The sequence below is a fragment of the Mesobacillus persicus genome (assembly GCF_900109925.1).
GTDB classification, from domain to species: Bacteria; Bacillota; Bacilli; order Bacillales; family Cytobacillaceae; genus Mesobacillus_B; species Mesobacillus_B persicus.
The window spans coordinates 36,731-57,199 of sequence record NZ_FOBW01000021.1; the positions used below are offsets into that span (position 1 = coordinate 36,731).

Annotated in this window: 18 protein-coding genes, 4 tRNA genes and 1 pseudogene; 6 read left to right on the top strand and 17 right to left on the bottom strand. The window is 36.3% G+C overall.

Annotated features, from left to right (window positions below; translation table 11 throughout):
* Positions 1-91: 91 nt before the first annotated feature.
* From helD to BMX30_RS20745, 9 genes are all read right to left on the bottom strand, one after another.
* Positions 92-2,398: an RNA polymerase recycling motor HelD gene (gene helD / locus BMX30_RS20705; RefSeq protein ID WP_170843962.1), complete on the bottom strand. Its 2,307-nt coding sequence runs from the start codon at positions 2,396-2,398 to the stop codon at positions 92-94.
* Between the two features lie 261 nt (positions 2,399-2,659).
* Positions 2,660-3,079 carry a universal stress protein gene (locus tag BMX30_RS20710; RefSeq protein ID WP_090749919.1) on the bottom strand — a complete coding sequence of 140 codons (420 nt, stop codon included), beginning with the start codon at positions 3,077-3,079 and terminating at the stop codon, positions 2,660-2,662.
* Between the two features lie 11 nt (positions 3,080-3,090).
* Positions 3,091-4,539, bottom strand: a complete 1,449-nt coding sequence (locus BMX30_RS20715) for a SulP family inorganic anion transporter (RefSeq protein WP_090749921.1) — start codon at positions 4,537-4,539, stop codon at positions 3,091-3,093.
* 795 nt (positions 4,540-5,334) lie between these two features.
* Positions 5,335-5,517: a helix-turn-helix domain-containing protein gene (locus BMX30_RS20720; RefSeq protein ID WP_090749923.1), complete on the bottom strand. Its 183-nt coding sequence runs from the start codon at positions 5,515-5,517 to the stop codon at positions 5,335-5,337.
* A 332-nt stretch (positions 5,518-5,849) separates the two neighbouring features.
* Positions 5,850-6,710 carry a patatin-like phospholipase family protein gene (locus BMX30_RS20725; protein ID WP_090749925.1) on the bottom strand — a complete coding sequence of 287 codons (861 nt, stop codon included), beginning with the start codon at positions 6,708-6,710 and terminating at the stop codon, positions 5,850-5,852.
* A gap of 113 nt (positions 6,711-6,823) precedes the next feature.
* Complete coding sequence (locus BMX30_RS20730) at positions 6,824-8,278, bottom strand: SulP family inorganic anion transporter (protein ID WP_090749927.1); 1,455 nt, start codon at positions 8,276-8,278, stop codon at positions 6,824-6,826.
* 343 nt (positions 8,279-8,621) lie between these two features.
* Positions 8,622-10,034: a pyruvate kinase gene (locus BMX30_RS20735; RefSeq protein WP_090749929.1), complete on the bottom strand. Its 1,413-nt coding sequence runs from the start codon at positions 10,032-10,034 to the stop codon at positions 8,622-8,624.
* 261 nt (positions 10,035-10,295) lie between these two features.
* Entirely contained in the window at positions 10,296-10,715 is a 420-nt protein-coding gene (locus BMX30_RS20740; protein ID WP_090749931.1) for a universal stress protein, read from the bottom strand.
* Positions 10,716-10,921: 206 nt separating this feature from the next.
* Positions 10,922-11,341, bottom strand: a complete 420-nt coding sequence (locus tag BMX30_RS20745) for a universal stress protein (RefSeq protein ID WP_090749932.1) — start codon at positions 11,339-11,341, stop codon at positions 10,922-10,924.
* A gap of 325 nt (positions 11,342-11,666) precedes the next feature.
* On the opposite strand from BMX30_RS20745, the gene BMX30_RS20750 reads away from it, so the two are divergent.
* Complete coding sequence (locus tag BMX30_RS20750; protein WP_090749934.1) at positions 11,667-12,284, top strand: class I SAM-dependent methyltransferase; 618 nt, start codon at positions 11,667-11,669, stop codon at positions 12,282-12,284.
* 27 nt (positions 12,285-12,311) lie between these two features.
* Entirely contained in the window at positions 12,312-12,584 is a 273-nt protein-coding gene (locus tag BMX30_RS20755; protein WP_090749936.1) for a hypothetical protein, read from the top strand.
* Between the two features lie 221 nt (positions 12,585-12,805).
* Here the strand turns inward: BMX30_RS20755 and BMX30_RS20760 are convergent.
* The 4 genes from BMX30_RS20760 to BMX30_RS20775 form a co-directional block, all read right to left on the bottom strand.
* Positions 12,806-12,880 (bottom strand) — tRNA-Asn (locus tag BMX30_RS20760).
* Positions 12,881-12,921: 41 nt separating this feature from the next.
* Positions 12,922-13,005 (bottom strand) — tRNA-Tyr (locus BMX30_RS20765).
* 24 nt (positions 13,006-13,029) lie between these two features.
* Positions 13,030-13,106: transfer RNA gene (locus BMX30_RS20770), tRNA-Asp, on the bottom strand.
* Between the two features lie 30 nt (positions 13,107-13,136).
* Positions 13,137-13,213: transfer RNA gene (locus BMX30_RS20775), tRNA-Met, on the bottom strand.
* A gap of 828 nt (positions 13,214-14,041) precedes the next feature.
* On the opposite strand from BMX30_RS20775, the gene BMX30_RS20780 reads away from it, so the two are divergent.
* From BMX30_RS20780 to BMX30_RS20790, 3 genes are all read left to right on the top strand, one after another.
* Positions 14,042-14,452, top strand: coding sequence for an endonuclease domain-containing protein (locus BMX30_RS20780; RefSeq protein ID WP_090749938.1), 411 nt, complete (start codon positions 14,042-14,044; stop codon positions 14,450-14,452).
* Positions 14,449-15,042 carry a restriction endonuclease gene (locus BMX30_RS20785; protein ID WP_090749940.1) on the top strand — a complete coding sequence of 198 codons (594 nt, stop codon included), beginning with the start codon at positions 14,449-14,451 and terminating at the stop codon, positions 15,040-15,042. The genes BMX30_RS20780 and BMX30_RS20785 overlap by 4 nt, the downstream gene beginning before the upstream one ends.
* A gap of 142 nt (positions 15,043-15,184) precedes the next feature.
* Positions 15,185-15,415, top strand: a complete 231-nt coding sequence (locus BMX30_RS20790; RefSeq protein WP_139195427.1) for a hypothetical protein — start codon at positions 15,185-15,187, stop codon at positions 15,413-15,415.
* A 409-nt stretch (positions 15,416-15,824) separates the two neighbouring features.
* Here the strand turns inward: BMX30_RS20790 and BMX30_RS20795 are convergent, their stop codons facing one another.
* Positions 15,825-16,121 carry a hypothetical protein gene (locus BMX30_RS20795; protein WP_090749944.1) on the bottom strand — a complete coding sequence of 99 codons (297 nt, stop codon included), beginning with the start codon at positions 16,119-16,121 and terminating at the stop codon, positions 15,825-15,827.
* 309 nt (positions 16,122-16,430) lie between these two features.
* On the opposite strand from BMX30_RS20795, the gene BMX30_RS20800 reads away from it, so the two are divergent.
* Complete coding sequence (locus BMX30_RS20800; RefSeq protein ID WP_090749956.1) at positions 16,431-16,754, top strand: helix-turn-helix domain-containing protein; 324 nt, start codon at positions 16,431-16,433, stop codon at positions 16,752-16,754.
* 143 nt (positions 16,755-16,897) lie between these two features.
* Here BMX30_RS20800 and BMX30_RS20805 read toward each other — a convergent pair whose 3' ends face one another.
* From BMX30_RS20805 to ltrA, 3 genes and pseudogenes are all read right to left on the bottom strand, one after another.
* Positions 16,898-17,188, bottom strand: coding sequence for a hypothetical protein (locus BMX30_RS20805; RefSeq protein ID WP_090749946.1), 291 nt, complete (start codon positions 17,186-17,188; stop codon positions 16,898-16,900).
* A gap of 1,076 nt (positions 17,189-18,264) precedes the next feature.
* Positions 18,265-19,002 (bottom strand): MerR family transcriptional regulator, encoded by a 738-nt coding sequence (locus BMX30_RS20810; protein ID WP_090749948.1) that lies wholly within the window; start codon positions 19,000-19,002, stop codon positions 18,265-18,267.
* A gap of 276 nt (positions 19,003-19,278) precedes the next feature.
* A pseudogene (ltrA, locus tag BMX30_RS20815) lies at positions 19,279-20,361 on the bottom strand (group II intron reverse transcriptase/maturase); the annotation flags it as partial.
* Positions 20,362-20,469: the final 108 nt, after the last annotated feature.

Sequence of the window (20,469 nt, forward strand, 5' to 3'; positions counted from 1 at the left end):
AAACGAGGAACTAAGGGGACCATCGTTCAACACTATTGAACTTTGGTATTCATCTAAACATGTCATTTATTTATCTTATTTTCATTTCGTTTCAATCCATCACTTGATAATGGTTTTCATTTACTTCATCTAGCAAGAAATCAGAGGGTGCTCGTCCATATAAGTACAATCGGTGCATCGGCCTTGTCATGGCGACATACAGTAACTTAATATCAAGTTCTTCATTTGTATACTTTTCATTTAACGCTACCATTATTACTGCATCAAACTCCAATCCCTTTGACAAATAGGATGGTACAATCGAAACATACCCCTTCTTCATATCCATCATTTCATCTAACAACTGGGTTTTAACATCGCTTGCTCCTAAAAGGTTGGCAAGCACCTTGCATTCTTTCTCGGTTCTCCCAATAATCGCAATTGAATTTAAGTCTTGTTTATAAAGTTCATCCACATTTTTTTTCAATAAAGTAACCAATTCATTTGTATTTTTAGGATTCACTTGTGCAAAGATTGGTTTTGGTCCATGCCGGACAACTGGCTCAACTCTTGGTAAATCTTCTTTCATAACTGCAAGGACATCATTTGCTAATTCCATAATTTCGACTGTTGTACGGTAACTCTTTCGAAGAGAATGATAATTTGCTGAAGGAAAAATATCCTTTAATACCGGTTCCCAACTATTGTTTCCCCGGTAAGAATGAATCCCCTGCGCAAGGTCGCCTACAATCGTAAATAAATCGGTACCGGACCCTTCTTTTAATGCGAAAAGCTGAAAATAACTGTAATCTTGAGCCTCATCAATAAAGAAGCTTTTCATTTTATATTCATCGTCAATTCCAGTCAGCTTTGTTTTCAAATAATATAAGGGGGCTAAGTCTTCAAGTTCGAAAACCTTCTTCTTAAAAAGATGTGTACAATAGGTTGATAGTTGGGTAGCCTCTGACTCATTAAGGGATGAATAGTCCATTAATTTTACTGGTGATGTCATTAATTCTTTATATAGCGTGAAAATATTGCTTGGTTTAAACATTTTCATATAGTTTTTAACAGCTACTTTTCCCTCAGCTTTTATTGTCTCAAGTCGCTGTTCTTTCTGATCAAGGAGATGACTCACTTTTTTCTTCCTTTTAGAGGCATCTTTCATATTATAAAGAGCCTTTTCTAAGGCATCATCGTATTTTTCCTCAAGCTTTGTTAAGATCATTTTCTTTTTGGTTTTAAGGTGGTTCGATAATAACCCTTTTATTTTATCTAGCCTGTTGTAGATAGGTAAATATTTATACTCCTTCAAGAATAATCGTTTAAGATTCTCTCCCTTTTTTAAACGGTACTTTTCAAGCATAAAGTCCTCTGATGGAGCCGTTGATTTCTCAATGTCTTTTAAATACTTGTCCAACAGATCTCGAAATGCTAAAGAACCTTTATAGGATGAAATCCATTTGATATTGTCTGCATTCTCCGCCCCTTCAACTAGCGATAAAAGTTTGTCATTTGTGGGTGCGATTTTTATTTTCTCGCCTAAGCATGCCTTCATGTAATCAACAAATGTTGTTTGTTTAATTTTATCTACACCAAGCTCTGGGAGAACATCCGATATATAATCAATGAACAAACGATTCGGTGCCAATATCATTAATTTTTCTGGTTGAAAATTCTCACCAGCGATATAGAGAAAATAGGAAATTCGGTGAAGAGCAATGGTCGTCTTTCCACTTCCAGCTGCTCCCTGAACAATGATAGGATGCTGTAGAGAAGCGCGAATCACATCATTTTGCTCCTTCTGTATGGTCGAAACAATTTCTGTCAACCGGTTATCTGCTTTACCTGCCAAAGATTCCTGCAATAGTTCATCATGAGTGGTGAGGTCCACATCGCGGATATCTTTTAACATTCCATCCTCAATTTTGTATTGCCTTTTGAGCGATAAGTAGCCTTCCCGTTCTTCTTCATTTACTTCATAGGAGACCGTCCCTAATCTGCCATCATAATAAACATTTGCAATGGGAGAGCGCCAATCAATAATAATCGGCAGTTGATTTTCTCGATCATAAAGCGAAGTCTTACCAATATAAAGGAGCTCCTCCTTCCCATCAACTTCTCTCTGAAAATTGATTCGTGCAAAATAAGGGTTATTTAGGATACTTTGAAGTCTTCCCAACTGAGTTTCGGCCATTTCAAGAAATTTAGCATTGGTCAAAATATTGATATAGCTTAAACTGCTATCTAAATAATCTAAATCAACAAATGCCTGCTTGATGTTCTCTTTAAAATTTTCTTTGTTTCCGGTAGAACTTTCAAGAATCATGTTAATATACACTTTTGTAAATTCTAAATACTCTACTTCAGCTTGATAATCAGGATGGTCAAATACTGAAGCGATTTTGTCATTCTTCATATTTCTTTATTCTCACATCCCTTTTACTATTTAATTTTAATCTTTCATTATGTATGGTAGAAAAAAATAAGATTACAGAGGTAATAAGAGGATAAACGTGGAAAAAACACCTTGAATATAACATAATTAGAATTTTAAAACAACCTTCTGAAAGAGCTAAAAAAGCAAAGCTTTTTATCAGTAAGAAATTATTATAAGAAATCTCCATCTCTTTCTTTATTATTTTTATAAAAAAAAAGAAATGGTATCATACCACTTCCGTCATTTTACTATTAAAACGGGACACTCAGCCCTTTTTGCTACCTTATGACTAACACTTCCTAAGACGAGTTCCTGTAAGGCATTTAATCCTCTGCTGCCTATGATAACGACATCTACACCATTTTTATTGGAATAATCTACAATTGTTGGACCTGGTTCACCGTGTAAAATTTTTGTTTCAAACTGAACTGCTGACTCTTTCATTCGTTGCTCTACATGCCGAATCCGATCTTTTCTTTTATCTCCTATGTCAGCTGAGTTCCAATTATTTAAAACATCAGTCTTGGACTTATCACTGTCAACAACATATACCATCTCAATCTTTGAGCCTTTTGTACACAATGCCATTGATATGGCATGTTCTCCTGCTCGTTTTGAATGTTCTGATCCATCGGTTGCCAAAAGAATTTTTTTATACATATGACCACTCCTTAATGAGATCCGAGTTTATTTGCAAGTTTTTCAACTAATTCAGAACTATCCTCATTTAATCCGGTTACTTCGACTTGTTTGCCGTTTTCTTCAAATTTATTAATGATTTTATCTACGGCTGCTACGGCCGAATCATCCCAGAGATGTGCTCTACGTAAATTAAGCTCCACAAATTGAATTTCTTCTTTATAATCAAATTTTTCTAGTAGCTCTGTAACGGATGCAAAGAATAGCTGTCCCCTTATCTTATATATCCGCGTCTTTCTTTCTAGGGTACTATTTACCTCCACTTTGGATATCTTTGATACAAAGAAGATGGCACTAAGCAAAATTCCAGTAAACACCCCGATAGCTAAATTATGCGTTAAAACGACCGTCAAGACAGTGACAATCATCACAAAGGCATCTGTTCGAGGTAATAGATACAATGTTTTAATGGAGTTCCAATCAAATGTACTGATTGAGACCATAATCATGACACCCGCTAACGCTGCCATTGGGATTCTTACCACGATGTCACCCAAAACGACAATCAACAGCATCAGAAAAACACCTGAAAATAACGAAGATAATCTTCCCCTACCGCCTGAACTGACATTAATGACAGATTGTCCTATCATGGCGCACCCAGCCATTCCACCAAAAAATCCTGTGACGATATTGGCAATTCCTTGTCCTCTACTTTCTGTATCTTTATTGCTACCAGTGTCCGTCATATCATCCACAATTGCAGCTGTCAGTAACGACTCCAATAAACCGACTAAAGCCAAAGCTAATGAATAAGGAAGAATAATCATTAAAGTATCAAGGTTAAGTGGGATATCAGGAAGGAGAAAAACGGGTAAAGTTCTTGAGATTGTCCCCATATCTCCAACGGTTCTTACACCTATATTCATAAAAATGGTAATAGCAGTTACAACGACTATGGCAACTAATGTTGAAGGGATTGCTTTAAAAACATACGGCAATAAATAGATTATAGCCAAGGTTAAGGCAACCAAAACATAGATAATCCATGTCTCTCCTACAAAGTGTTGCAATTGTGAGGTGAATATCATAATCGCTAATGCGTTGACAAACCCCACCATCACCGATCTTGGAATAAATTTCATATATCTTGAAAGCTTAAAAACCCCAAACAGAATTTCAAATATGCCCGTTAGGATTGTCGCGGCAAGTAAATACTGAAGTCCATGCTCGGCAACTAGATTTATAAACAATAAAGCCATCGCACCGGTTGCCCCAGATATCATCCCTGGCCGTCCACCTACAAAAGCGATGACTACTGCAATCGTAAAGGAAGCATATAAACCCACCATTGGATCAACCCCTGCGATAATCGAAAAAGCAATCGCTTCTGGAATTAGTGCTAATGCCACGACAATTCCAGATAATAAATCCCCCTTTATGTTGCTAAACCATGAATCCTTATAGCTCATCTGTTCCATCTTCTTACCTCCCTTTTTCGTAGTATGGATATTCTGATTTAGAATAATGTCTGGGGTAAAATACCACATAATAGCAATTCCAAAAAAATGCAATATAAAGCTTGAAGACATGCCTCACTACAAAACATTCATGTTGTGTGTTAAGCTAATATTAAATAAATTCTGGATAAACCGTTTGCATATTATAGAACGAAAAGTTTTTTCGCCTTTTAAGTAATTCGATAACGAAACCCTCTTCTTCCCCATTATCGTTTTTAAAGTCCACTATCATATTAGGTAACAACATTACACGAACTCATTTGGTAATTTTATAAAGATGAGGTTGCCAAATTTAATTAGTAATACTTCAGGTCAATTAAAATAAACTAAAGGGGGATTTAATGGCTTTTAAATTTTTATGTTGCTATTGTCAGGGGAAAGGAAAAAAGTCCTTATTTAAAGGAATATTATCCGTAAAAAAGTGTAGAAATTGTGATGGAAAAGGAATCATTTATGCTACTCGTCCTTTTAAAAAGTTGAATGAAAGTGGGTGATTCTTTGATAAAGCCAAATGATATTATTATGTATAATGACGCTAAACATTTGGTTCTTTATGTCAGTGATGCCGGCTATTGTAAAATAAAAAAACTTAATAATCCTAAATACATTGAACTTGTGCACCGAAAAGATTTAAAACAAAGAAAAGTGGTGAAATAATGTTAACCCTTACATTAAAATCAATACACGATGACCACATTTTACAGAAAATAAAAATAGACCCCAAGGGCTAAAAAAGTCCTTTTGGGGTCTATTTTCTTAAATTCTTTCTCCATTTTTTAATTGTTCAATAAATTCATCTAAATCTTCTCTTTTAACTCTCCAGTGTCTTCCTATTTTAAATCCAGGTATTTTCCCTTCCTGAACTAATTTATATGTTGTCATTTCGCTTAATTGTAAGTATTCGGCCACTTGTGAAACAGTCATAATTTCTTTAGACATAACGACACCTCCAAACCATTAACATAAGTATATAATATCATAAATGAAAAGTTGTTTTACAAAACAAGCAGTCCTAAAGTGTATATATTGGCTTGAAAATGTATCTAAGGAACTTAATTACAAATGTTTCACCCCAAGATCTAACCCGAAGGCCTATTTTTATATTTCAAAATGTTGACAAACCCGTAAAGAATCGAGCTTGTCTATAGTCTTTTTTGGTTTGGTTTAGGAAAAGGTGCTGTTGATTTCTGTTCCAGGCGCTTCGTTTCCGCGGGCAGGAGGTGAGCCCCTCTCCTGTGGGTTCTTACCTGTCCAGAATGGCCAAAAATGATTTAAAGTTTAATTCCACCCAACCACTCAATTAAACTGTCGTAAGTATTCTGGGCATCTTTATAACCTTGTTCATATAATTGGCTTAGCTTTACTTGATTACGCTCTACTCGACCAACCTTTAAATCTTTTTGTGGCCTAATGACAAAAACCTCTTTGTTAGACTCAAGGTCTTCAATAAATTCGAGTGTCTCATTATATATTTCAAAGCGAGTCTCAAGGGTCTTTGTCAACCCTTTAAAATCTTTATAAAAATAATTGGTCAATCCAGTAAAGGAAGACTTCTTCTTTCTGTAACCCTTTGGCTTTGTAAGGATGAGAACATTTTTCTGAACTCGATCACCCAAAGCCTTTCGGATGGGGATTGGATCTGAAATACCTCCATCCATTAACTTTCTTCCCTCAAATTCGATAGCTGGAGCCATAAACGGAAGGGAGCTAGATGCCCTTATAATCTTTAAAATATTATCTCCATATAAACCTTTTTCGAAATAGACTGGATCTCCTGTTTCACAATCGGTTGTACCAATAAAGAACTTTTCTCTAGCCTTGGTAAACGTCTGGAAATCGAAGGGAACAAGATTATTTGGAATCTTATCAAAAATAAGGTCCATTCCAAACAATTCCTTTTTCAGGATAAGATTGCGCACGGAAATATAGTCAGGATGATTAACATAGCCAATGGTCACCTGCTGATTCCGCCCAGCTTGTCTTGAAATGTAGGAAGCTGCATGACATGCACCAGCAGAAACTCCTATTATATAAGGAAAATATAATTGCTTTTCCATAAAATACTCCAAAACACCCGCTGTATAAACCCCTCTCATTCCACCACCTTCTAGCACAAGTCCGCTTCTATACATCCGTTGATTCCTCCTTCTACACGAATAAAAATACGATTAATCTACTGGTTAACTGAACAAAGAAAGACCCGAGTTGCTACCTCGAGTCTCATAGATTAATTGATTCATTGCTATCAATGTCCCGATGCTTTGGATAACCCACCAATCTTTTTCTTCAGATTTTTACTCTCTTTATTTAACCCTACGTAGGTAACATCAATATTGTTTTGTTCAAACTTCATTTCAATTTTATCAAGGCCCCCGATAGCTGAATCATCCCAAAGATGTGCTTGAGTTAAATCAATGACAACCTCTTTTACGTCATCTTTATAGCTAAACTTATTGAGTAAATCGGTAACAGAAGCGAAGAATATTTGTCCTCGTACTTTGTAAATTTTCTTTGTCCCTCCATTTACTAGTGTTTCCTCTATATGCACTTTCGAAATTTTGGCTGCAAAGAAAATAGCACTTAATACAACACCAGCTAGGACCCCTTTTGATAAATCATGTGTATAAAGAACAGCGGCAACCGTTACAATCATAACAACCGCATCAGATTTCGGAATTTTATGAAGGGATCTCAATGAGCTCCAATCGAAAGTTCCAATTGCAACCATGATCATTACCCCAGCTAATGCGGCCATTGGAATTTGTACGACAACCCCACCCAAAACAATGATTAAAAACATTAGAAAGATACCAGCTACTAATGAAGATAACCGACCATATCCGCCTGATTTCACATTAATAACAGATTGGCCTAGCATAGCGCAGCCAGCCATCCCTCCGAAGAACCCAGTCACAATATTGGCATAGCCTTGACCACGGATTTCTTTATTCTTATTACTTCCTGTGTCGGTCATATCGTCCACAATATTTGCTGTAAGCAGTGATTCCAACATCCCAACAATCGCAAGCGCAAGGGAGTACGGGAATATAATCATTAACGTTTCAATCGTAAGTGGAATTGAAGGAATTAAAAACACAGGTAACGATTGAGTTAATGAACCTAGATCACCAACTGTACGAACTCCAATTCCCCCAAATATTACGATAGCTGTAACAACAATAATAGCTACTAAAGTTGATGGTACTGCTTTCGTAATTTTCGGTAACATATATATAATGACTAAAGTCAAAGCAACAAGTGCGTACATGACCCACGTTTCCCCAACAAAATGCTGAAGCTGTGATGTAAAGATCATAATGGCTAAAGCATTAACGAACCCAACCATTACTGACCGAGGTACAAATTTCATGATAGACGCAAGGTTTAATGCACCGAATAGAAATTGAATAATCCCTGTCAAAATGGTTGCTGCCAATAGATATTGTAAGCCATGGTCAGCAATCAACGTCACCATCAGAAGAGCCATGGCTCCTGTTGCACCAGAAATCATTCCCGGACGTCCCCCTACAAACGCTATAACTACAGCTATACAGAAGGAGGCGTATAAACCAACCATTGGATCCACACCTGCAATAATGGAGAAGGCGATAGCTTCCGGAATAAGTGCTAACGCAACTACAATTCCAGATAATACATCCCCTTTTATATTTCCAAACCATTGTTGTTTCAAATTTGACATTTTTCCACCTCTATTATTTTTTTTGTTGACTTTTGACTCTCACAAAAGTCAGTCCGTTTTGCGTACCTGCATAATAGCATCCTTTCAATTAAATCCAAAACGGCATGTAAGCGTCAGTCATCACATGTTTTCTTTAAGTTCCTTTCAAATTCTGGCTTATACTCTCGTTCACAAAAACTTCACATTTATTTATAATCAAATATAACCATTTATAATTTAGTATATATAAGGTCAATTCAACCATAAAAAAAAGACCTGACAGGATACATTGTCAAATCCTTTTTAATAACTTATTAGTTCTTATTGATCTATCCCTTGTATCCATTTAATCTCCGCTCTACAATCAACTTTTCCCTTGATAAATAATACCGCTATATGTGTCGACCGTAACTACCTCTCCATGTATGATATTGGATACACCACCTGCCCCTAAAACCATTGGCTTATCTAGGTTCAGACCGACAACGGCTTCAAAGGAATTCAAACTCTTTTCCTCCGTAATGACCAAAGAAGCTTTTCGAATAAGCTCAGCACGCACCTGGGTTTCTTGGTTTGGTATGACTAATACATCCCCGAAAGCCATTGTATTTTCATGAAAAGCTCCGTTAGCTATAAATACTCTTCCAGTTAGAATCGAACCTCCAATTCCATAACCATACCCTAATTCCTTACCAATGACCTTTATTTCGAAGGAATGATTACCTTTGTCATTAACAGAATCATCTATATATACAACTCGATCACCAATCATTAGAGGGAAAACCTTTTTCACCTCTTCTATTATTTCCTTACTATTCGATCGTTCTGATACCAAAGTTATGGACCCACGATAAAGGCTAAACCGATATGCTAAACGCTTATTTGCAGTAATGGTTATGATAGGGATAGGAAGGCGTAAGTTTAATAACTCTTCCGCACTGGTTCCTTCTTTTGTCTGCAAAACAATTGCCTTTGCCTCACTACTCTCTACCAAATGAATTACATTCGACATGCTGTTCAACTCAGATCGTTTGCTTTCATTGATTTTCCTTGAACGCCTGTTTTCTGCTATTAAGAACCCCGTAAATCGGTGAATAACTTCCTCTTGTCGCAATCCAGAACCCTTGTTTAGGGAAAAAGAACAACCATCGAGATGGTCAAAAATAAACATATTGGCTATTCTTTTATATTCATTAATATTAAATTCATCCTGTAAAATCACTGGTTTCCCGCTTTCGTTACATGAAAAAGCCACTGCTTTAATAATTAATGGGATTTGCATCGTCTTAAAATGTTGACCCATTTCTTGCTTATCTAAAAGAATTCCATCTGACTGTTCAAGTATTTCATTTATATTTTTAATACTTTCACTGTTTCCAACTTTTGCAATCAAAATGATTTCACTTGAGGTTTTCACTGTATTTTCTATTATTCTTCTATACTCCAAAACATCAAAACCACTATGAATGTTTGAACAAATAATATATTTTACCCCAAGGTTTTCTCCCCATTTAATTTCGCGTATGACTTCGGTTCGATTTACACTTCTTTCTTCGCCACCCTTATGGATAGGTGATAGCATTAAAATATTTTTCAGTTTTTTTTCAGTCATTTGCACGGCTTCCTCTAGTGTTTTCATCCTTTGTTCGAGCCTTAAAAAACCATCTTTTGCCGGACATAGTAATGTAAAATCCATTCCTTTGTTTACTAGTTCTAGCATACTAAATAGGGATTTAGATACATTTCCCAAACTGCATATTATTTTTGTGTTTAGCATTAGGTCTCCTTTCTATATAAGCTAATAAAACATGGAATCAATTAAAAGAGGATATATCGAAGAAAGTGAGGAATAACGAAGAATTACGTTTAACAAAAAAATCAATTAGACCTGTTTTTATTCTATTCAATTTGAGCATTATTATTATAAACAACCTTTACCATAAATTTCTTCCTATGATAATTGGTCATACCATATATCTATTTTATAATATAAAAAAATAAAAGCGCTACTTAAGCGCCCTGAAAAATGATCAATTTTCTATTTAATAATCATGACAGGACATGAAGCTTTTTTCATCACTCGGTGACTGACACTTCCTAACATCATACTCTGAAGTGGATTTAGCCCTCTAGAACCAATGACAATTATATCGATTTGATTTTGGTCTGCAAATTCAATAATTTTAGATTCGGGATTCCCTCTTATAAGTTTAATTTCATATTGTACTTCGTTTCTTTTTGCAGTTTCCTCAGCTACCTTAAATCTTTCTAAGCGCTCCTCTTTTATTCCTTTCGCTTCCCAAAGATTTAGCACTTCAGTTTTTGTTTTATCATCTGACAGGACATACAATACCCAAACCTTTGAATCTCTTGTTAATTTTGCAATATCAATTGTTTTCGAGACTGTCCGTAAGGAATGCTCAGAGCCATCAAAAGCCAAAAGTATATTTTTAAACATTTTCACCCTCCCTTTCATTAATAATATCAATTAAATAAAGCGCTTTCAATTGTTTTCTGACTTTTCAGTAATTATTTAGGGGCCAAAAAAATAGCTGTGTTAAAGTACATTTTTTGATTTTACACACTGTTTATGGAGCGGAAAATGAACAGCACGTTTAACACAGCCAAAAAAATAAAAATAGGACCCCTATTGAGGTCCTATTTTTATTTTATAATCATAACAGGAGCTTTGACACGCTTAGCTACTTTGTGGCTCACGCTTCCTAACACCATCTCTTGTAGCCCATTTAAACCTCTACTTCCAACTGCAACTAAGTCAAAATCCTTTGAATTGGCAAACCCAACAATTTCCTCTGGTGCTTCTCCGTGCAAAATTTGCTGGGTATAAGAGATTCCTTTTCTATCGAAGAAATCCTCGACTTTTTTCAAACGTTGTTTCCTAGATTCATTAATTACTTCTTTGGACGATAAATGAAGAACATCTTCTTTTGAGGTGGCACTATCAACAACATACACGATAGTAATGCTTGACCCTGCAGTATTTTCTGCTAAAAAAGCTACCCTCTCAGCTGCTCTAAATGCATTTTCCGAACCATCATAAGCTAACAACATATTTTTAAACATTAAAGATTCCAACTCCTCTATTGTCTTTGAATTTTTTTGACTTTGAACTCTCATCAAAGCCGAGCCGCTTTAGACATAAAGAATCATAACATATTTCTCCTATCAAAATATCAATAGTAAAAGCGGTTAAATTACTGTTTTTCACTTATTTCCTCTATAATCCCCTTATTTGCTTTATAAGAAAGAAAATTTATAATTAATGAAGCATTCTTACACTATTTTTACATTTAACTACAAAGTATTGGACGTTTTTGTTAGAATGAATGAAGAATTGGTTCGTTTATTTTCCAATAAGCGTAAGAGGAGGTCGAAGGAGAGGTAAAAAATGAAAATTGAAGATTCAGGTGAACGTGTTATTCCCGATTTCATGAAACCCACGAACGGGCTGTTACTTGAACATATTGCAAGATACCAATTTAGCACCCATTATCTTAAGGGGAGAGTATTAGATTTGGCCAGCGGCTCGGGGTTCGGCTCTCAAATGCTTGCTAAGTTAGGGAAAAAAAGAATTGAAACTATCGTTGCAGTAGACTGTGATCCCAGTACAGTTGCATATGCAAAGGGGCGGTATAACCACCCACTTGTTGAATATCGCTGCGAAAATGCAGTAGATCCCCTACTTCCTCAAAAGTTGGGACTCTTTGATGTCATTGTTTCCTTTGAGACGATTGAACATATTGAAGAAGAACAACAATTCCTTTCTAATGTTTATCAATTATTAAAACCAGGTGGCGTTTTGATTCTGTCTACTCCATTTGGTAAAGGTCGAGGAAAACCATGTGGCTCGGCTTTCCATGTTCATCAGCTTACTGTTGATGAATTCAAAAACTTGTTTAATGGGTATACAAATGTGAAATTTTATGGACAAAAAGGTGTGTTAATTGAACCGACACAATATGATGAAAACTGGTATCCTATCGGAATTACTGTTTGTACAAAATAAAAGTCTCTTTTAGAGAAAGGTAATGATATGGATAATGAAATCATTTTAAAAGTTGTGAATGAGTTAGATATTCGGATTGTTATTCCGAATGGCAAAAGGGTCTACACCATAAGGTTCCACAAAGAAAATAATGATTTTTGGGTTGCCATGATTGGAAATATCAAAAACGATAATAATGAGGAACTGATCTCTTACTTATTGGAAAAAGTGTATCAAGATGAAACAACCAACTCGATACTAAACGAACTGCAAGTCCCCAAAAACCTTCGGATTGAACCTCTTATGATATTCAATACATAAAAAATCTGAAGGGGAACAAAGCGCTTGTGTTTATACGAATTAAAAAAATCGACAGGCACTTATGCTTGTCGATTTTAAGTTCTGAGCTACTCAATGTCTTGCATAAAGAAAACCACGCACCCATGTATAGCCACAGTAAATTCATATATGTATATTTTTAAACCGTTAAATCTTCGGGACTGAGATAACCACTATATAGGCGGGCTTAATTCAAATAAAAATGGCTCCGCAGGTAGGACTCGAACCTACGACCGATCGGTTAACAGCCGATTGCTCTACCACTGAGCTACTGCGGAACAATAGTAAAAGAAAAATATGTATGATAGGCCTACTTAAATGGTGGAGGGGGACGGATTCGAACCGCCGAACCCGAAGGAGCGGATTTACAGTCCGCCGCGTTTAGCCACTTCGCTACCCCTCCAAAAATATGGTTTAGTGTTTTAAATGGCGGTCCGGACGGGACTCGAACCCGCGACCTCCTGCGTGACAGGCAGGCATTCTAACCAACTGAACTACCGGACCTAATTTAAAAGCTTACACAAAAACTTAAATTGGTTGCGGGGGCAGGATTTGAACCTGCGACCTTCGGGTTATGAGCCCGACGAGCTACCGGACTGCTCCACCCCGCGGTAATATTATTTTTAAACATCTAGTCCTGAAAGACCTATGAAAATTATATCATAAAAAGTTGGTGGAGCCTAGCTGAATTTAAACCGCTTACTACCTTTGTTCAAAGCATGCGCTCCACGTTAAGCTAATTCAAGGTTATATTGCCTCTATTGTAAAGAAAAGACCTTCTAATCACCTCATTCTAGTTCAATCCAGCTTGGCGGCCATGGGGAAGCTTAATTTAATGTGGTTAAACATAAAGTCCTAGAAAGAATTGTTCTTAAAAATGCATCTTAAAAATACCAAAGTACAAAGGGTTCCAAGGACTGGGTAAAAGTAATAAATAATCAATATATATAGACACTTACATAACCGTGATGAGAAAGGGTTATGACACCAGAAGCGAAAAAAATATTTTACAGCCAGTACAGGGATTACATTACCGAAGAGAATAAGAAATATGTCTATTTAGACCCTAAGATAAAATGCCGCGTAAAGTTTAGAAACTATACAACTGATGGATTATTATGAATCCCTTCATTTGTTAAGTGTATAGCGTAACGCCTACCCACTAGGATGGATAGGCGTTTTTTATGTACATTATACTCTTAGTCAATGCTCAAACCTATCCAGTTCTAACTCATTTTTAATGCCTAGAACAACGCCCACTTTTAAAAGTTCTAAAGGAAAAAGGTAACGTGTAATGTTTTCCCTTCTCGCTTTCCCCTATCTAATAGATTTCACCGACTGAATGTGTACGTCTCTTAAACGATGGGAATCCTAATGGATAAGAAAATAACAGAATTTCTTTCAACCTATTACTTGTTCAACAAGGAAGTGCGTATTCTATGCTAATCGAGTATATTGTATTTTTCAGTCTAATTGCCGGAGGGCTTATTGCTTTCTATCTACATAAGCCTGGTGAACCAGTAATTGATTACATCACATTACAACAATTGAAATGCGAAAGCTATATCGAAAGGCGGCTATATAAAGCACTCGTATCCAACGGTTATCACATACGGACACAAGTACCTTGTGGCAAATATAGAATCGATTTGACCCTTCCGGAACATAAGATAGCCATTGAATGTGACGGTAAAGATTTTCATTCAACACCTGAACAAAAAATTCATGACCGGAAAAAAAATGCGTATCTTCGAAAAAACGGATGGAAGGTCATTCGATTCAGTGGGCGCCAAATTAACCGTGAGTTAAAGAAAGTTATTAGTCAGATTAACAAGGAGAGTAAACGATGAAGGCAAAACGGAAATCAAGGAAGGATTTCGATAAACATATAATCAGTGGAATTATGCTTTTTTGTTGGTTTTTTACAACCGCCGACTATATTAAAGAAATCCCGAGTGATGTATCAACAGGGGTATTTCTACTTTCTTTACCTTTCCTTGTAGGCCTCACAAATAAGAGGTTCCGAAAGTTTGTTATTAGAATGATCCTTGTATTTATCAAGTCTTTTCGATATAAAAGTGGACTTCCCGTAGATTTAAAAAAAGTCGATACCATGGCCGGTCTGGAATTTGAACGTTTTTTAAAACCCGTTTTTGAACGGCAAGGATATTTGGCCGATGTAACCCAGGGATCTGGTGATTATGGTGCAGACTTAATTCTGAGAAAAGGCAGAAAGAAATACGTTGTTCAGGCTAAGAGATATAATAGCAACATTGGAGTTAGTGCAGTCCAGCAAGTTGTGGCAGCCGTCAGTTTTTATCGTGCTCATGGAGCAATTGTCGTTACCAACAGGTACTTTACTCCTGCGGCAAGAGAACTAGCGATGGTAAACGAGGTAAGGTTAATCGATCGGGATGAACTAACTAAACTTTTATGCTAAAATCCGTTACTTTTTAATGTGGGCAAAGCCATGACACTAAAATAGATGTTCACACTAAACATATCCTCCTAGTCTATACATTCATAAACTTGTGAAGTATGATAAACACGAACAAACTTTCGTTTCATGGATTTTAGGAGGTATGATGGTGGTAGTGTCCATAACGATTAGATATAAAAGCCCTGCTGGAATTGTATTAAAACAAGGATTATTTCCGATTCGCGGTCAAAAACCGGAACTAGTTGCCTGGAATTGGTGGCAACAAATTAAACTAGAAACCTATACTGATGAATTAATTGAAGTGATTGTGAATGGCGAACTAGATATAACCGATAAGGTGAGAGAGTTGAAAAAGCCCCTCCTCACAGAATAACGAGTCCGGTTCAGAGTTAGAAAATATGCTTTATAATCAAAAAAGGTTTGACCCTGGCCGATTTCTATTTGGTAAATGAAAATTTTACTTCAGATAATATGAAAAAGCATACTTCTGATTGCCCATAATACCGTGCATAAAAAAACACCCGAATTATTGTGCTAATTGGGGTGCTATATGTAATGTTATTTCTCGTTTTCTAACCTTTTCTGATCCTAACCGGTAATTTTAACGAATAGGGCCAATTTAGTTAGGCTCAATGCTTTTCTCATAACTTCATGGACAGAATTCCAGTAGCAGTAATGCACTTATCTTCATAGGGGTGCTAGCTTAATCGATACCACAAAACATCTTTACCCTTTTTTTTCAAAAATGAAGGATATTCTAATGTCCGGAATGTTGTTTTACACTAATTGGTGAGGTTTAACTTCTCACCTCTTTTTTGCATTTGGTTAACAGCTTGTTCTAGATTGTAAATTCTCATGTTCAATGTAGCAAGCCCATCTATTACATTTTCAGATATCATTTCAATTTGTTCATTAATTTGTGTAAATAGTGCTTTTTCTAATTTCTCCTGCTCTGCTTTTATTTCACATAAAACATAATTTAGTTTTGTGTCTAAATCTTCAGGGTTCCCAACAATATTCTTTACACTTGCATTGATGATTTTCAGATCAATGATCATCTGTTTCAATAAATCTTCCACATCGTTACCCTCCTAATAGAACATTAAAGTTTACCTTAGAAAACTGCCAACAAGGCAAATTTTCGTGGGAAGGCCTACTCTAGCCCATTTTTATTTACCAAAAAAACACATTCATCAACACACCCCAAAAACATTACGCTTACGTTCAATTAGTAACTACCGCTATTCAAAAGAATTCACAGGTTTAACACTTATAAATCCCATTCATCATATTGAATACCAGTAAGACAATTGACCATACTAAAGGAAAGAGGGGAAGAAAAGTTGCCGCTTTTCCTCCCGAGTCTAAACAAGGAGATGATACCAACCATGTCGGACTTTGGATCAATGATTCGGGCTCATCGTGAACAAAAAGGATATACACTAAATGACTTTGCCCACCGAATAGGAGTTTCCCCTGGATATCTGAGTAATTTAGAAACCGGAAAAACGGATACCATAAGGTTGCATGTCCTAGAAAGGCTCCAGCAAGAACTTGACATCCACCCTCTCCAGACTGATGAACAGCGTTTAGAGCAAAGGCTTCAACGTGTAACCCTAATGCTACAACAATGTCAAATGAGAAATCCCTCATTAACGGAACATTTTATGACTCAATTTGAACAAAGCTTGGAGCTTCTTATGGACGCATAAGCTTTGTTCCTTTTTAATTTGCTCCTTTTTTGGAAGATTATTCATCATTGTGAAACTTATTTATCATGATGAAACACAGTCAATGGGATTAATTACAGGAAGATTGTTTTGACCAGCCGAACGTGGTCCTACATTCATAAGATTTAGAATCCCAGATATTCTTCTGTAGTTAACGGCTTTTTGGGACTAGTTAAGTATTTTTTATCTGATAAGTTCGTATAAAAGAACAATTGGTAACCATCTATTCCGTTATGGCTAAAAGGTCTTGAGCATACAAAGGTTCCTTCAAATAAGGAGTGATTTTCAAAAAATACAAATAAACGACCTTTGGGGCCATAATTATTTACCTCATCTTCCATCTCACTTACCGTTTCAAATGTTTTAGTTTTAAACAGTTGAAATGACAAGCGGTCATAAAACTGTACTGTAAACATTAATTGTACCCCCTTTCTTTTATCACATATTGCATACAAAAATGGTTTTCCAAAAGCGTAAATCTCTATCGAGATGAAAAGGCTGTTTTATAAGCACCAAACTCTACGTATATTAGCTACACCAGAAGAACCCCTCCTTTGGCTCCTTTAATCAAACCTTATCGTTTCATTTGTTAATTTGCGCCATTTCGGGAAGGTTATTCATCATTGTGAAACGATGTTTATTTCCATAAACAGTTACAGTTTCAAATTAGGAGGTACTATATTAGAGGTCGGGACTGTTAATTTTAAGACTTTTCTTTATTGGAACCCTCCAGTAATTCCTTCTTCATTCTCGATCTGCTGTTTGGAGGGAGCTGAATTAATTTTCATGAACAGGAAATTCATCAAATTCTGATAGACATCCTTCTGCCTGAAAGATTACATATCAACATTAGGAGTGGTTTTCATAGTTCAAGCACAAACTTTTACCATCGAGTATGAACTCGCGGGTGTGATATTTTATCAACAAGTTCAGGCTTAGGGTATTGAAGAAGCAAAAACCAAGGTTAGGCAACAACAATCTACAGCAACCCATTCCGGCAGTTAACCTGTTAAATATTTAACTTAATGAGGAGAGGCTATTATATAGCCCTCCTCATTGTTTTTCATTTAGAAAAATCTCTTGTTTTCCCTTCAACAGAACTGCCAATGGCTTTACGTTTGTGTTTTTTCCGATCTGTCCCATACAAGCTACATTAGAAATCGTATTTTAGTGCGGCCAAGATCAAGTTTAAGATATTTCTATAACACAGCTTTTATGTATAAACGGCCATAACAGTGGCTATGACCGTTAACATCCATATTTAGTATAGACTCTCAATCTGGTACCCTTCCCGGCACTATAGCCTCCCCTTGAAACTGAGAACACTCCGCTCTCAAGACGTAGACCTCAAAATTAGATTTTTGCAAGTAAATTTCATCGGTTTCAGAAGATTCCCCGACACCGGGTATTAAGGACATGTGATAAGAACATTTTACACTACCACGATTCTTGGAATGAATTTTTCCTTTTTCTTAACGTACCCAATGTTAACTTACTGGTTCTCTGTCTCCCACTCTTCCTCCTTACCCACTCCTGGTAAACTCATCTGATTTTTATTGACTTGTGTTTTATTTTCCTTTTTATGTTTTGTTTTTGATATAGAGTCATCAATATATTTTTTTAACTGATTTTCCATCTGATCGAGAGCGGTTAATTTTTGTCTCAACTGATCTATTTCTGAAAATATTTTACTCTGATGTTCCTTTAAATATTGTTCTATTTCCTTAATGGAATTATTGGACGTTAATTCTATTTTCCCCTGCTGCAACTTTAACTCTTCCACTTGCTTCTTTAGAATATCCAAATCAGTGGATTGAACTATGGACTTCTCTTGCTCATAATTGTTTGTACTAGCGTTTAAGGTTGTATTTTCATCTCCCAATTCCCGTGAATTTTCATTTATAGGATTTTCAACCGTTTTCCCACCTTCTTCATTTGTCTCAGTTTTTGTAGCTAAGCGATTAAATTCTTCGTTAATGTCAGGTTCTAGTTCTAACTCATCAATGTCCTGTTTATACAAAGCCAATATCCTCGGCCAACCCGGCCTTTTTTTTTCAATAAACTCGTAAAGGTTTTCTATTGTTATCCGCCACCCATCCTTTCTATTGTCGGTGCGGCTTGCAACAATTGACCCTTCCCTAATCCATCTGGACAACATTTGTATTGAGTCAGTTATGTAAAATTCCTTTAGTATCTTTAAAGCTTCCTCAACATTAAGATCTCTACTCACTGTTTTCCCCCCAGAACCATACTGTTACTATACTATTCGGCTTATGGACAATCTTTCCTTGATATTAGGACTAAGCCTTAGAGACAAATGTAAAGTTACCAATCTCTCAGTTTAGATATATTTTTACTATCATAAAATTACTTAATTAAAATTACTGAAGTAAAGTTATTAAGGTAAAGTTACATGCATATCGAGTAGGAGAATAATCATTAATTGATTATCCGACCTCTCACACCACCGTACATACGGATCCGTATACGGCGGTTCAATTTCATACTAAACATGTACTTTTTTGTAATGCTGGACACAAGAGATTAGCCCGAAACTAGCTAGTCTCTTATTTGTAATTGTCGTTGTAAGTACCCACGAGTAGGCAATACGGACTGCCCCTTTACTTGTATGGCTATATTTATAAGCGTTGTATCTTTCCATTCCAAGCTTGATTAGGTTCTTCCTTCGATTCTTGGCTGTTTTCCATTTCTTCCATATGCATGTTCTCAGCCGAACTCTTGTATGGGTGTCTATCTTACCTAGCACGCTTTTCATGTAGCCAATTTTGAAGTAATTTACCCATCCTCGTATGACTTGGTTGATTCGTTCAACCTGAAACTTCGTTTCAACACTCCAATTCTTCCTCGTTAAAAGTTTCAGTTTGTATTTGAAGTTTTCTACTGACTTTTGGTGTGGTTTTGCCTTGTATAAGTCGGCTTGATAATCTTTAAAGAAGCCAAAACCCAGAAATTTCATATTAGGGTCATCTGGTCTTGTCACTTTCGTCTTTGTGCTATTGACAATCAAACCCAACTTTTCTTCGATCAACTTCGTCACTGACCTCATTACTCGTTTCGCCGCCATCTCGCTTTTGACCATAATAATACAGTCATCCGCATATCTTGCGAATCGGAGCCCACGCTTTTCAAGTTCTATATCCAGTTCGTTAAGCATAATGTTACTAAGTAGCGGAGATAGGTTTCCGCCTTGAGGAGTTCCTATGACTGTTTCTTTATATTCCTCATCGATTTGCACACCACTTACTAGGAATTTACGGATGAGTGAAATGACATCCCCATCATCGACAGTTTTTGATACGAGATTCATCAATCTATCATGATTTACTGTGTCGAAGAAACGTTCTAAGTCAATATCTACAATCCATTCATGACCATCATTTAGATACTCTAGAGTTTGTATGATAGCCATCTCGGCATACCGGTTAGGCCTAAATCCGTAGCTATAATCACTAAACTTCTTATCAAACATAGGTGTAAGGACTTGTGCTATCGCTTGTTGAATAACTCTATCTTTGACCGTCGGGATGCCTAAGAGCCTTATCCCACCATTTGGTTTAGGAATTTCAACCCTTAGGACGGGTTAAACTGTACCCTATAGAGTAGACATGTAAAAAAAGTCTACCTATGGGGTACTTTTTTGTATAATTAAGAAACACAACTAGAGAATGACAAAAGG

Coding starts and splice junctions, on each gene's coding strand:
- BMX30_RS20715 (WP_090749921.1), bottom strand. CDS start 4,539: ATGGAACAGATGAGCTATAAGGATTCATGGTTTAGCAACATAAAGGGG.
- BMX30_RS20755 (WP_090749936.1), top strand. CDS start 12,312: ATGGATAATGAAATCATTTTAAAAGTTGTGAATGAGTTAGATATTCGG.
- BMX30_RS20800 (WP_090749956.1), top strand. CDS start 16,431: ATGTCGGACTTTGGATCAATGATTCGGGCTCATCGTGAACAAAAAGGA.
- BMX30_RS20750 (WP_090749934.1), top strand. CDS start 11,667: ATGAAAATTGAAGATTCAGGTGAACGTGTTATTCCCGATTTCATGAAA.
- BMX30_RS20710 (WP_090749919.1), bottom strand. CDS start 3,079: ATGTATAAAAAAATTCTTTTGGCAACCGATGGATCAGAACATTCAAAA.
- BMX30_RS20790 (WP_139195427.1), top strand. CDS start 15,185: ATGATGGTGGTAGTGTCCATAACGATTAGATATAAAAGCCCTGCTGGA.
- BMX30_RS20730 (WP_090749927.1), bottom strand. CDS start 8,278: ATGTCAAATTTGAAACAACAATGGTTTGGAAATATAAAAGGGGATGTA.
- BMX30_RS20720 (WP_090749923.1), bottom strand. CDS start 5,517: ATGTCTAAAGAAATTATGACTGTTTCACAAGTGGCCGAATACTTACAA.
- helD (WP_170843962.1), bottom strand. CDS start 2,398: ATGAAGAATGACAAAATCGCTTCAGTATTTGACCATCCTGATTATCAA.
- BMX30_RS20805 (WP_090749946.1), bottom strand. CDS start 17,188: ATGTTTACAGTACAGTTTTATGACCGCTTGTCATTTCAACTGTTTAAA.
- BMX30_RS20740 (WP_090749931.1), bottom strand. CDS start 10,715: ATGTTTAAAAATATACTTTTGGCTTTTGATGGCTCTGAGCATTCCTTA.
- BMX30_RS20725 (WP_090749925.1), bottom strand. CDS start 6,710: ATGTATAGAAGCGGACTTGTGCTAGAAGGTGGTGGAATGAGAGGGGTT.
- BMX30_RS20745 (WP_090749932.1), bottom strand. CDS start 11,341: ATGTTTAAAAATATGTTGTTAGCTTATGATGGTTCGGAAAATGCATTT.
- BMX30_RS20735 (WP_090749929.1), bottom strand. CDS start 10,034: ATGCTAAACACAAAAATAATATGCAGTTTGGGAAATGTATCTAAATCC.
- BMX30_RS20780 (WP_090749938.1), top strand. CDS start 14,042: ATGCTAATCGAGTATATTGTATTTTTCAGTCTAATTGCCGGAGGGCTT.
- BMX30_RS20785 (WP_090749940.1), top strand. CDS start 14,449: ATGAAGGCAAAACGGAAATCAAGGAAGGATTTCGATAAACATATAATC.